This window comes from Verrucomicrobiota bacterium, assembly GCA_016871495.1.
Classification (GTDB): domain Bacteria; phylum Verrucomicrobiota; class Verrucomicrobiia; order Limisphaerales; family VHDF01; genus VHDF01.
In genome coordinates this window covers 19,998-33,122 of sequence record VHDF01000049.1, presented here as the reverse complement: position 1 = coordinate 33,122, position 13,125 = coordinate 19,998, and the positions used below count along the sequence as shown (strand labels likewise).

Annotated in this window: 7 protein-coding genes; 4 read left to right on the top strand and 3 right to left on the bottom strand. The window is 60.4% G+C overall.

The features are described 5' to 3' along the window. Window positions 1-3,674 precede the first annotated feature (3,674 nt). From FJ404_11920 to FJ404_11905, 4 genes are all read left to right on the top strand, one after another. Complete coding sequence (locus tag FJ404_11920; protein MBM3823572.1) at window positions 3,675-4,451, top strand: 4'-phosphopantetheinyl transferase superfamily protein; 777 nt, start codon at window positions 3,675-3,677, stop codon at window positions 4,449-4,451. Window positions 4,452-4,923: 472 nt separating this feature from the next. Next, on the top strand, window positions 4,924-6,378 hold the full coding sequence (dnaB, locus tag FJ404_11915) for a replicative DNA helicase (GenBank protein ID MBM3823571.1): 1,455 nt from the start codon (window positions 4,924-4,926) through the stop codon (window positions 6,376-6,378). Between the two features lie 19 nt (window positions 6,379-6,397). Next, entirely contained in the window at window positions 6,398-8,734 is a 2,337-nt protein-coding gene (gene bamA / locus FJ404_11910) for an outer membrane protein assembly factor BamA (protein ID MBM3823570.1), read from the top strand. Between the two features lie 9 nt (window positions 8,735-8,743). After that, window positions 8,744-9,370, top strand: a complete 627-nt coding sequence (locus tag FJ404_11905; protein MBM3823569.1) for an OmpH family outer membrane protein — start codon at window positions 8,744-8,746, stop codon at window positions 9,368-9,370. 66 nt (window positions 9,371-9,436) lie between these two features. Here the strand turns inward: FJ404_11905 and FJ404_11900 are convergent, their stop codons facing one another. Genes FJ404_11900 through FJ404_11890 form a run of 3 tightly spaced genes read right to left on the bottom strand, consistent with a single transcriptional unit; the run spans window position 9,437 to window position 13,097 of the window. After that, a complete protein-coding gene (locus FJ404_11900; protein MBM3823568.1) occupies window positions 9,437-10,234 on the bottom strand; it encodes an outer membrane lipoprotein-sorting protein in 798 nt (265 codons plus the stop codon). A gap of 6 nt (window positions 10,235-10,240) precedes the next feature. After that, window positions 10,241-12,673, bottom strand: coding sequence for an endopeptidase La (gene lon / locus FJ404_11895; protein ID MBM3823567.1), 2,433 nt, complete (start codon window positions 12,671-12,673; stop codon window positions 10,241-10,243). Window positions 12,674-12,686: 13 nt separating this feature from the next. Next, window positions 12,687-13,097 carry an Hsp20/alpha crystallin family protein gene (locus FJ404_11890; protein MBM3823566.1) on the bottom strand — a complete coding sequence of 137 codons (411 nt, stop codon included), beginning with the start codon at window positions 13,095-13,097 and terminating at the stop codon, window positions 12,687-12,689. Between the last annotated feature and the right edge of the window lie 28 nt (window positions 13,098-13,125).

Here is a 13,125-nt window from a genome sequence, read left to right as displayed (position 1 = left end):
CGGCCCTTTTGGTCTCGAGGGTTCGTCACTGGGATGCTCGATCGACGCTCTCGGTCCGAGACGTTTACGAAGGCCGCACCCTGGAGCGGATCGGGCAGCGGATGGAGACGGGGCGGGCGGCGCCCATGATCGAAGAACGTGAGCCAGCGACTTTGGGATCCATGGGGATCGCCACACTTGTGCAAGGTGGTTTCGTCTTCGTGCTGTTAGCGGTGACGGGCGCGGCGAGTTACCTTGTGGGCTGGGAACTCCTGCCTCGGCTTCACGCCTGGATGGGTTGGCCGGGGCTGGTGCTGACGTTCGCCCCCATGGCCATAGCCGTTCTGTGGCTGGCGACTCCGTTTTTCGTGGTGTTCACCGCAGCCGTCAAACGTTGCTTGATCGGGCGGTATCAAGAGGGTGAAGCGCCTGTTTATGGGAGTTTGTATTTGCGGCACTGGATCGTCCACCAGGTCGCTCGCTCGATTCCATGGAATTTGCTGGCGGGTACTGAATTTGCCTGTGACGCGCTGCGCGCCCTGGGCGCGCGAGTGGGCGAGCGCGTTCACATCCACCGCGGGGTTAATCTTTCCCACGGCGGTTGGGATCTTCTGGACTTGGGCAACGACGTGACCCTGAACCAGGACGCCAGCCTCCGATTGATGGAGCTGGAGTTTCGCACCATCCGGTTTGCTCCCGTTCGCGTTGACGACGCCGCGACCGTGGAACTGCACGGTGGAATCGGACCCCGTTGTCATCTGGAATCTGGTGCGACGCTTGAAGCCATGGCGTCGCTGGAGCCTGGAACTCATGTGCCGGCCGGCGAGTGTTGGCGCGGGGTCCCCGCGCGGCCGGTCGGGCATTCGACGTGGAGGGATGGCTCAAAGGGTTCGGCCGGAATCCGATCTCCGCGCCTCCATGGATTGCTGACCCTGCTTGCGGTTACCGGGGTGTTTGGGGTGCTGGCATTGCCGGTCGAGCTCGCTCTGCTGGTCTGGGGTTACGAGGTGGGTCTCGGGAGCGCCACCTCGTTCGGGAATCTTTCTTTCTCGTGGCAGTCCTTTGCCCGGCTGGCCGTCTTGGAGATCCTCGCGGTGCCGTTGACCTGGTTGCTGGCGGCCGGCCTGCTTCGACTTTTGGGTCGCGTTGCCGAGGGCAGGATCTCGCGCTGGAGTTTCGAGTTCATTCGAGTCTGGATCAAGACGGGCGTGTGCAAGTGGGCCGGGGACTGGCTTTATGGCACACTTTTCTGGCCTTGGTGGCTGCGTCTGGCGGGCGCGCGGGTAGGGCGCGGCACGGAATTGAGCGGTTTGATCGATTGTCTTCCGGAACTGCTGGAGATCGGCGACTACGCGTTTTGCGCCGACGGCATTTATGCGGGCGGACCCCGTATCTCCAGGGGCGAAGTCCTTCTGCACAAGGTGAGCATCGGTTCCCACAGCTTTATTGGAAATGGAGCCGTGTTGGGGTTGGGCGAGAGCGTGCCGGGGGGGATCCTGGTTGGTATTTGCACGGTGGCGGGACGAGCCGATCTGAAACCTGGCCAGGATTGGTTCGGAGATCCTCCCTTTGCGTTGCCGAGGCGGGAGGTTCATGGATTCGACCAGCGCGACACCCATCACCCTTCTCTCGTGAAGGTTTGCTCCCGTGTCTTCTGGGAATGCGCCCGCTTCGCGCTGCCTCTTCCCCTGATGGCAGCGGGCGGAGTTTGGATTGCGGGGGCGGCCTGGGGAAGTTCCATGCTTCCTTCCAGCGTGTGGTTCGGATTGTGGCTGCCCTGGCTCGGACTGGCGGCCATCGCGATGCCGTTCCTGGCCGCGCTGGCTTTGAAATGGGTGTTGCTCGGAAAAGTGCGCCCGCAACTCCACCCGCTTTGGTCGTGTTGGGCGAGCCGATGGGACTTTGTGTGCATGAGTTGGAGCCTGCTTGCGGTGGACCTGGTGGCCTTGGTGGAAGGCACCCCGTTGTTGCCCTGGCTGCTCCGAAGCACCGGAATGAAGGTTGGACGGGGAGTCGTCTTTGGGGGAGAATTTGCCCACGACATGGCGGATCCCGACATGTTCGTTTTTGAAGACGGCGCGACGGTGGATGGATTGTTTCAAGCCCACACTTTCGAAGACCGTGTTTTGAAAATGGATCCCATTGTGATCCGGGCCGGGGCCAGCATCGGGCGCAATGCGCTCCTGTTGTATGGCGTTGAGGTGGGAGCGGGCGCCCGGGTTCTGCCCCACAGTGTGGTCATGAAGCACGAACGCTTGCAGCCGGGTTTGACTTACGAAGGATTCCCTTCGCACCCGAAACTCATGGGCACGCCGGCGGCCCTCCTGGTTGCGGTGCTCCTGGGATTCGCAACCCGCGCGGAGGGCGCCTCGGACCCCCTCCAGCCGAAAGTGGAGGTGGAGGAAACCGTTTACGCGTTCAAGCCTGCGCAAAACGGGGCGGGGCCGATGTGGTGTGCCGGTTCCACGAGCCTGGTGCGAGCCGGTGACAAAGTCTTTGCCGCCGGATTGGAAACGCTCGAAGGCGTACCTCCATTAAACAACTGCCGTTGGGTCTTTCTCGAACGCGATCAGCAGGGTTGGCAGAAGCGTTGGGCCGATCCCGTCGGAAGGACCCGCGAACCTTCACCCCTGGTCCTGGTGAAAAACCGCAACGTGTTGTTGTCAGCCAATCCCACGTTAGGCAGGCCGCCGGAGCCGAATGGAGGCCCCGCGCTCCCGGAGATCTATCGATTCCCGGTGGAGGGGTCGGGAGAGCCGGACTCGCGATGGCAGCCTCGCTGGCAAGGCCAGCCCCGTTTTACGGAACATTCCTACCGGAGTTTTGCCGCCGATCCTTTCACCGACAGCTACATCCTGTTCCAAAACATCGGTTACACACATGCCGAATGGACGCTGGTGGACGGATCGCGCACCGCCCAAGGCCAGCTCCGATGGCCCTGGGGTGCCGAGTATGACACCCCTCAACCCATTCGACTCTGTTATCCCAATGTGGCGATCGCCGGACGCGCCGTGCATTTCTTCGGGGTCAGTGACGTGCTCGAGCCCTATCAAGCCTGGCGTGAACACAAGCGAAAGCTGACGGGACAAGCTTGGGATTACGATTTTCGCCGGCTCTTTTACACCTGGACTCCGGATGCTGCGAAAAGGCCTTTCGCGGATTGGATCGAAATCGCCAGTCGCGACAAAACCGGCGGTTTTGTCTGGCCGTGCGATTTATGGGTTGGAGCGCGGGGCGAGATTCATCTGCTCTGGACGGAGCGCGCCATCGACGAGCGATTGCGGGAGACGTTCTTTCCTCAGGCCAGGCAATCTCACGGTCTCTATTACGGCGTGTTACGGAATGGCCGCTGGGTCCGGCGCGCCACGCTGGTTGAGTCCACCGAGCAGGCTCCCGGACCGGTGGCTTCCGCGGCGCGATTTCATGAGGCGCCCGGCCGCCGGTTGTTTGTGGCCTATTATTGGTCGGGAAAAGCACCGAACGGTGTCGCGCTCTCTGAGAATCGGGTTCATGAAATCGGGGCCCACGCCGCGTTTTCGCCTCCCGTCACGATTCCCTTCGCCCAGCCTTTTACCAGCTATTTCACGGCCACGCCTCGAGCCGGAAGCAAGCCGTCCCGTTTTCTCGACATGCTTGGGCATCGCGCCGGGGAGAGTTCAACCATTTCCTACGCCCGCGTGCGCCTGTTTTGATTTGTGATCCCGGTCCAAGTGCTTGACCCTGGCGCAAGCTGGTCGGCGGCCTTCGAGTCCACCGCCATGGAAGCCAGGGTGCTTTTGCTCGAATTCGACTTGTCGGTGGAGAGTCCGGCACCCTTTCTGCGCGTTCTCGATGCGTTGGAAATCGAGCGGGCCGGGCGCTTTCGCGCGCGGGAAGACCGGGTTCGATTCGTTCAAACCCGCGCCTGGTTGAGAATGCTCGCGGCCCGTTTGATTCGCCGCGAACCGGCTGAAGTCGAATTCAAGGCCGGACCGCACGGGAAACTCTCTTGTCCGGACACTCCATGGTACTTCAATGTTTCGCATTCTGGAGCGTTTGGCGCCCTTGCGTTCACGCGAGTTGGCGAAGTCGGGGTGGATGTGGAAAGAATTCGCCCCATGCATGACGCGAATGGCGTCATGGAGCGTTTTTTCACGCTTCACGAGCGGGAATGGATTGCCGGCATTCCACCCCACGGCCGGGAAGCCGCGTTTTTCGAATGCTGGACACGCAAGGAAAGCGTGCTCAAGGCCCTGGGAACGGGACTTTCGCTCGCGCCGGAGAGGATCGAGACCCGTGTGGATCACGATGGCACCAGCCGCTTGATGGCGATCAGCGGGGCGCAAGAACCTGCTGCGAATTGGACCCTCCATCCCTTCCTCCCGGATGAAGGCTACCGGGGTTGTCTGGCCGCGCCGTCCGGCGCCAGTCCGGTGAGTGCGATCCGGCTCAAAAGCATCCGGCTTTTTTCCGAAATGGAATGCGGCCGTTGACGGATGGCCCCATGGAATACACCGAAGCCAGTCCAAAAGTTGCGAGCGGGTTGAGCGACTTCCTTTTCAGAGCAGGGGGAGTTTGAGGATCTTTCGAACGTTGACGAAAAAAGAAGGCGGGTGCCTCGCGGCACCCGCCCACCCAAACAACCAAACCAACCCTCCTTTCCGCCAGAACCGCTGGCGGACCGGCGGTTCCCGCCAGTAAAACTCGCGGGAATGGCCATCGGAAAACCAAAATCCGATGGGCATTGGTGTGACGCCTGACCGCGGCGATTTGTTCAAAAAAACTTCGATTCTCCCGGGCCGCTGTGGATAACTTGGGGGTGACCCTCCGGAAGCACCGAAAGCCGGCTCCGAAGGCCTTGCCCTTGAATCGTTTTCAAACATCCTGATCCGTGAACAACCTGGATGGGAATAACTCCAACAACCTGACGTTGTCTTTCCGGCCCGGCCCGGTTTTCCTTCTTCGATGATCGACACGCCCGAAGCCGGCGCCGGCGCGCCTCCCGCCGACCTGAAGAAAACCAAGCGCGTCCGCCCAAGCTCCGCCGCCGGTCAGCGACTCGACCGCCTTCCCCCGCATTCCAACGAGGCTGAGCAAGGCGTGCTCGGTTGCATCCTGCTCTCGCCTTCCGAAAACATCGGACTTTGCATCGAGAAACTCAGAGCGGGCTCCGAATCCTTCTATGATCTCCGCCACCGTGCGCTCTACGAGACGCTCGTCGAAATGTACGACGCCAAGCTCGCCATTGACCTCATCACGGTGCCGCAGCATCTGAAAGACAAGAACCAGCTCGAAGCGGTCGGAGGCTTGGCCTATGTCGCCGCGCTGGTCGATGCCGTTCCATCCGCCGCGCACCTGCCTTATTATCTCGAAATTCTCCGCGAGAAATCCGTCCTCCGCAAAATGATCCGCACCTGCTCCGACGTGATCGGGCGGGTCCATGAACATGAGGGCGAGGTGGACGCCCTGCTGGACGAGGTCGAACGGGATATTTTGCGCATCAGTGAGGAGCGCACGGAGGCCGGAGCGAGCGGCATCAAGGAATTGGTTCACAAGGCCATCAGCACCATCGAGGATTTTCATCAGCGTCAGGGGATGTTGACCGGCATTGGGACGGGATTTCCGGATCTGGACAAAATGACGAGCGGGCTGCATGGCGGCGAAATGATCGTCATCGCGGCCCGGCCCAGCATGGGCAAGACCTCCTTGGCCATGAACATCGCGGAGGCCGTGGCCGTGGATCAAAAGCTGCCGGTGGGTGTGTTCAGTTTGGAAATGACGGCGGAGTCCCTCGTCTTGCGCATGCTCTGTTCGCGCGCCAGGGTGAACTTGCGGGACATTCGCGACGGTTTTCTGGCCGAGCGCGATTTCCCCAAACTCACTCTGGCAGCGGGCAAACTGGCGGGGGCACCGCTCATCATCGACGACACACCAGGGCTCTCTATTTTGCAAATGCGCGCCCGCGCCCGGCGGATGGCCCAGCAACACGGCATCAAATTGTTGGTGGTGGACTACCTCCAATTGCTGCATTCGACGGCGAGGCGCGCCGAAAACCGCCAGCAGGAAATCGCCGATATCTCCAACGGGGTCAAGGCTTTGGCCAAGGAACTCAACGTGCCTGTCGTGGTCTTGAGCCAGTTGAACCGGGAATTGGAGAAAGACAAGGATCGCAAGCCCCGGCTCTCCGACTTGCGCGAATCGGGCGCGATTGAACAAGATGCCGACCTTGTCGCTCTACTTTACAAACCCAGCCGCGGTGAGGAAGATGAGCCCGCAACACAGGCTGAGTCCGATGCGGTCCCCGTCAACTTGCTGATTGCCAAGCAACGAAATGGACCCACGGGCGATGTTCACTTGACGTTTTTGAAAGGCTACACACGATTTGAAAGCGCCGCGAAGGTTTCCGCCGAGGACGTTTGAGGCGCGTTCCCCCCACGCAATGACCGTACTTCACCGACTCAGCGTTCTCCTCTTCGCCTGCGCCATCGTTCTCTGGCCTGGAGATTCCCACGCCCAACTTCGCCGCACCGTTCGCGGCATCCAGATCAAGCACGTCGGCCCTCCTGCTGTCAGCGACGAACTCGCCAAGGCCAATATCCGGGTCAAACTCAACGAGCCCTACGAAAAGGCGTCGGTGGATAACGATATCCACAATCTCTACGGGACCGGTTTCTTTTACAACATTCAGGTCAGCCTGGAGGAGACCGGAACGGACGGCGTCGTTCTGACTTATGTGCTCCAGGGCAAGCCGCTCCTGACCGACATCCGCTTCGACGGGAATAAAAAGTACAGCCGGACCAAGCTGCAAAAGAAGGTTACCTCGAAGGTGGGCGAGCCCATGAATGAATCCAAGCTCGCCCTCGATGCGCTGGAAATTAAGAAGATGTATCAGAAGGCCGGCCTCCAAAAGACGGAAGTCAAGGCGGTTCCCGTGGTGACGGCTGCCACGGGACGGGGCACGGTGACCTTCGAAATCGCCGAGTCTCCAAAAGTGAAAATCGAGCGTATCGATTTTGACGCCGCGGAAGCCTTCAAGCAGAAGAAGCTGCGGAGGGTGGTCAAGACCCGCCGCCACTGGATGTTCTCATGGCTCACCGGGAGCGGGGTGTTGAAGGACGACCAGCTTGACGAGGACAAGGAGCGAATCCGGGAATTCTATCAAGGCGAGGGCTATGTCGATTTCGAGTTGAAAGATGTCCGATTCGACCAGGTTTCCGCCCATCGCATGGTCATCCATTTCGACGTCTTTGAAGGGAAGCAATACAAAGTCGGCACGGTGTCGTTCAAAGGAAACAAGCTGTTCCCGACGAACGATCTCCTTGCCGCTTTGAAAATGGCGCCCGGGCAAACGTTCACTCCGAAAGCGCTGCAAAGGGATCACCTCTCGCTGACGGATTTTTATGGCTCCCGAGGCTACATCGATACCGTCGTCCGCCCGATTAAGAGCGCGAACATTGAGACGGGAACGATTGACATGCTCTACGACATCGAGGAGGGCGACAAGTCCTACGTCGAAAAGATTGAAATCCGGGGGAACACCATCACCAAGGACCGGGTGATTCGGCGCGAGTTGGCCATTTCCCCCGGGGAAGTGTTCGACATGGTGCGGGTGAAAGACAGCACCAACATTCTCGGGCAGATGCAGTATTTCGCCAAGATCGACACCGAGATCGAGCCGACCGACGTGTCCAACCGCAAGAATTTGGTCCTGGCGCTGGAGGAGGGCACCACGGGTTCGTTCGACATCGGGGCCGGCTTCAGCACCATCGACAACCTGATTGGTTTCGTCGGTCTGACCCAGGGGAATTTCGACCTTTTCAATCCACCCTATTTCCGAGGCGGCGGCCAGCGGTTCCGCATTCGCGCCACGCTGGGAACCCGCCGCAAAGATTTCGTGATCTCCTTCGTCGAGCCCTGGTTTCTCAATCAACGGCTGCGCTTTGAGGTCGACCTCTATCACCGCGAGTTGAATTACCTGAGCGACATTTATGAGCAGCAGCAGACCGGGGCGCGCTTCGGCCTGGTCAAGGCGATCACGAGGGACCTCGCCGTCGGGTTGAGCTACACGATCGAGAACATCGACATCCGGGACGTGGACGTCAACGCCTCGGACGAATTCAAGCGGGAGGAAGGCAGCCGGCTTGTCTCGAAGGTCGGGCCTTCCATCATCTACGACACGCGCAACAGCGTGCGCCTCCCCAACAAGGGCCAGCGTTCCTCGATCGAAACCGCCTATGCCGGCGGGCCTTTCGGGGGAGACACTGATTTTTACAAGATCGACTTCAACACGGCCTGGTATTTCCGGGGCTTCTGGCCGAGCCACATCATTGAGATCGCTGGCAATATCGGTGCCGTCGAATCGCATGGGGATTCCGACCGGGTTCCGCTTTTCGACCGCTGGTTCCTCGGCGGCGCCAACACGCTCCGCGGTTACAAATACCGGCACGCCGGGCCGAAGGACATCAACGGCGAGCCGATCGGCGGTGAGACTTACTGGTTCGGTTCGCTGGAATACAGCATTCCCATCATTTCACGCCTTCGTTTCGCGGCCTTTTACGACGTCGGCAACGTCTATCGCAGTTCGTTCAGTTTCAATCCCAACCGTTCCCGAGAGGAGCCGTTTTACTACGACAATTTCGGTTTTGGCATTCGACTCGAAATCCCCCAGTTCGGCGCGCCTTTGCGTCTGGACTACGGCATTCCCATCACGCACGACCGCTTCACCAGCGACAGCGGCCGCTTCCAATTCGGGGTGGGTTACTCCAAAGTGTTTTAGCCGATTCTCATGAAACCAACTCATCGCTTGTTGATCCTCGCCCTTGCCGGCTTGTTCGCCAGTTCCGCCCTCGCGCAACAAAAAGTCGCCATCATCGATCTGCGCAAAGTCTTCGACGGCTATTACAAGACCAAGGAAGCCGACGTCAAACTGAAGGAGCGCGGCCAGGATATCCTCAAACTCCGCCAGGGCATGCTTGATGATTTCAAGAAGGCCCAGGAAGAATACAACAAGGTCATGGAAGGCGCGAAGGATCCTTCCATTTCCTCCGACGAACGCGACAAGCGCAAACGCTCCGCGGAAGCCAAGTTGGAGGAGATCCGGGAGATCGAGGCCAATATCCGCAAGTACGACGTGCAGGCCCAGGATCAATTTGTGCAACAGAACAAGCGGATGCGCGAAAAAATCATCCAGGAGATCAAGGAAGTGGTGGATGCCAAGGCCAAGATTGAAGGATACGCGCTCGTTCTGGACACCGCCTCCGAAAGCCGCAATGAAACTCCCGTCGTCGTCTTTAACAGCGGACAATACGACATCACCCAGGACGTCTTGAAGAAGCTCAACGAAAACGCGCCGCCTCCCTCAGCCGCCGCCAAACCCGAGGAGAAAAAGGAAGGCGAAACGAAGACCAAGTAAGCATTCCGTGCTGGGGAAACGCGATGGTTCGCTTTTCCCTGAACCAGCCGAGGGGGAACCACCCGGCTAGGGCTCCGGAACATCGAGCTCGAACTCCAGAGTCGTGGTGGAATCGGCCCGGTGGTCGTAAATGCGGATTTCTCTCACCTGCCAGCGGCCCTGGGCTTTCCCGACTTTGCTGACGGAGAATTCCTTCCGGCGCTTGCCCGCGGCGTCGTAAGCTTCCGCTCGCAGCAAGTTGCCCGTTTCGATATCCACCCAGGAAATCACTCGCGCGTAATCCTCTCCCTGCCTTCCCGGATTCAAACTTTCGAGAACTTTGCAGGAGCGGCTCTTCCTCATCTCGCTCCGAAGCACCCGCTGCTCGGGCCAGGCGAGGAACTCCAAGCCCAAATCGCTGAGCCAAAAATCGGTCCGCGCGAACGCCACCGCCGCCTGCGCTCCCGAAACTTCCGCGACCGGACCGGGTTTGCCTTCCCCGCCGGGTGCGGCCGCGAGGCGATAACGAATGGCTTGTCCAGATTCGCGGATGACTTCAAGTCTTTCGCTGGTTCCCTGGCCGGCCGTCCCGCGCGGGTTCGTCTCGTAAACCGTGCTCCAACGGTTGCTTCCATGCTCGACGACTTTGAGCCGGACATCATGAACGACGAGGGATCCATCGGCACGGCGCGTGGTCAGGCTCCCCGAAGCTTCGGGCAGCGGGCGTTGCTCCCGCAGGCGCGCCGCCAGCGATAGCCCCTCACGGGCCGCTGTAAAAAGATCGGGCGCCGCGGCCGCAAGCCATGTGCAGCTCAGCAGGCCGCCGAGAAGCAGAACCCGTGCGAATGATTCTTTTCTCCAACCCGGGTTGCTAGGCTTCACGATGGCATCCTATCTCTTTTCCGCTGATTTTTGGCGCCGGTGTTTCTTGACGCGCAATGCGTGAGGCAAAGCTTCGGCGACGGTTTTGACGAAGATCGGAGTGACGGCGCGTCGCACTTCCTCCGGAACTTCCTCCCAGTCCACCCGGTTCTCCGAAGGCAGGATGACCTCGGTGATGCCGGAGCGCGCCGCGGCGAGGCATTTCTCCTTGATCCCACCCACTCGCAACACTCTCCCCCGCAAACTGATTTCTCCCGTCATGGCCAGGGTGTTGTCGGCCCGTCGGCGCGCCAGCAGCGAGGCCAAGGCGATCACGATCGCCAGGCCGGCGCTGGGACCATCCTTCGGAGTGGCCCCCGCCGGCACATGGATGTGCAGGTCCAGCTTCTCGAAGGGCACTGCTTTCAAGCCAAACGCCTCACCATGGCTTCGCAGGTAGCTGAGGGCAGCCCGGGCACTCTCCTTCATGACTTCCCCCAGGGATCCGGTGAGAATGAGATCGCCCTTGCCGGGCATGCTCGACGCCTCGATGGTAAGAATTTCACCTCCCACCGGTGTCCAGGCCAAGCCGGTAGCCATACCGAAGGCGGGCGCGCGTTCGTGCTTCCCGGTTTCAAACTTCGGAGATCCGAGCCATTCGCGCAGGTTTTTGCCGGAGACACGCAGAATGGTCTGGGACGGATTGGAAGCGATGCGGCGGGCCACTTTGCGCGTCACGGCCGCAATCTCCCGCTCCAGTTGGCGAACTCCAGCCTCTCGAGTGTAATCCCTGACGAGGTGGCGCAACGCGCTGGTGTCCATCACGAGGTTCTGGCGCGTGAGGCCGTGCTCTGTCAATTGCCGCGGCAGCAAATGTTTCAGCGCAATGTCGAGTTTTTCGGCGGCGGTGTAGCTCGGAATCTCGATGACCTCCAGGCGGTCGCGCAACGCCGCGTGGACGGGGTCCAGCCAATTGGCCGTGGCCAGGAACAGCACGCGCGACAAATCAAAAGGAAGGTCGAGGTAGTGATCGTTGAACGCGTGGTTCTGCTGCGGATCCAGTACTTCGAGCAGTGCCGCCGCGGGGTCACCCCGAAAATCCGCACCCACCTTGTCCAACTCGTCAAGCAGCAGGACGGGATTGCAGCTTTCCACCCGGCGAAGCCCCTGAATGATGCGTCCGGGCATCGCTCCGACATAGGTGCGCCGGTGGCCGCGGATTTCCGCCTCGTCCCTCATGCCGCCCAGGGAGATACGAATGAACTTTCGGCCCAGAGCGTCCGCCACGCTTTGTCCCAGGGAAGTCTTGCCCACGCCGGGTGGGCCAATCAGACACAGCACGGGACCTTTGTGTTTTTGCCGCAACTTGACGACGGCGATGAACTCCAGCAACCGGTCCTTCACTTTCGCCAGCCCGTGATGAGCGCGATTCAAAATCGCTTCGGCCTCGGCCAGATCGAGCTTGTCTTCCGTCACTTTTCCCCACGGCAAACCGAGAATCCAATCCACGTAATTTCTCGCGACCGTGTATTCGGCCACCGAGGGCGGGATGGATTGCATGCGCTCGATCTCCCGCTGGGCCACGGTGCGCGCCTCCTCGGGCAGCGACAAGGCGGAAAGCCGGTCGCGAAAGGACTGGGTTTCGGAGCCGAGCGGGTCGGCGTCGCCCAATTCGCGTTGAATGGCGCGCAACTGCTCGCGGAGGAAAAAATCGCGCTGGCTTTTCGACATCGACGAGGCGACCTCGCGTTGAATTTTCGAGCCCAGATGAAGCACTTCAACCTCGCGCCGGAGCCAGGGAACCATGCGGGTCAGCCGTTCCTTGACATCCACGAGCTCCAGCAGTTCCTGGCGCTCGGCCAAAGTCAGATTGACATTGGCCGCCGCCAAGTCGGTCAGTTTGCCCGGCTTGTCCGTGTTCAAGGCCGCGACCTTGACCTGCTCCGGAAGCGCCGGGGAATGCTCGATAATTTCCTGGAACTGCTGCTGGACGTTTCGCCGCAACGCCGTGAGCTCAAGGGTATCCTCTACTTGATCCTTTTGGGTCTCGATCTTCGCCCGCAAGTAGGGCGATTCCGCGACGTAGGAGAGAATGCGGAACCGGCGCAATCCCTCGACCATGACCCGCACGGTGCCGTCCGGAAACTTGAGCATTTTCCGAATGCGGGCGAGACAACCCGCGATGTAGAGGTCCGCCGGCACGGGTTCCTGCACCTCGGGTTTGCGTTGCAACACCAGTCCGACAAAGCGATCCCCGGCCACGGCGTCATCGACGAGCCGGATGCTGCCCGCGCTTTCCACGAGCAGGGGCGCCACCATGCCGGGGAAGATGACGATGTCCGACAGTCCCAGAATGGGCAGCTCGGAGGGCGGGCTTTTCGGACTGGCCTTGGTCGTGAAGGCCGTGTCGAAACTCGAGCTTGAATCGAGGATATTGATGAACTCCGTGTCGGGAGTACTCATGTTACAACGGCGTTCACTGAACGGTGATCGAGCGGTCGCCGGCGGGGCCAGGCCGTTTGGGCACCTCGATGCGGAGGATGCCATTGTGATACACGGCGCGTGCCTGGGTCAGATCGTAACCCGCCGGCAAGTCGAGGGCTTTTTCAAATGCCCCGTAATGAATCTCCATCGCGAGGTAGTTGCAACCGCCCGGGCGGGAGTCATCTCCTCGAAGGCCGCGCACGCGCAAGCGCTGGCCATCGGCGGAAAGCTCCAAATCTTCCCGCCGGATTCCAGCCAGTTCCATGGTGATGACCGCGCCCTCGCCACTCACGTAGAGGTCGGTGTTGGGCGACCAGGTTTCTTCTCCTGAAGTTTCCAAATCGCCCGAGGCCAGCGCTCTTTCGGGAAAAGGGATGACCGAGGAGAACTTGTGCAGAGCCATGAAGGGAAACTAACGGAGGCCCCCTGTC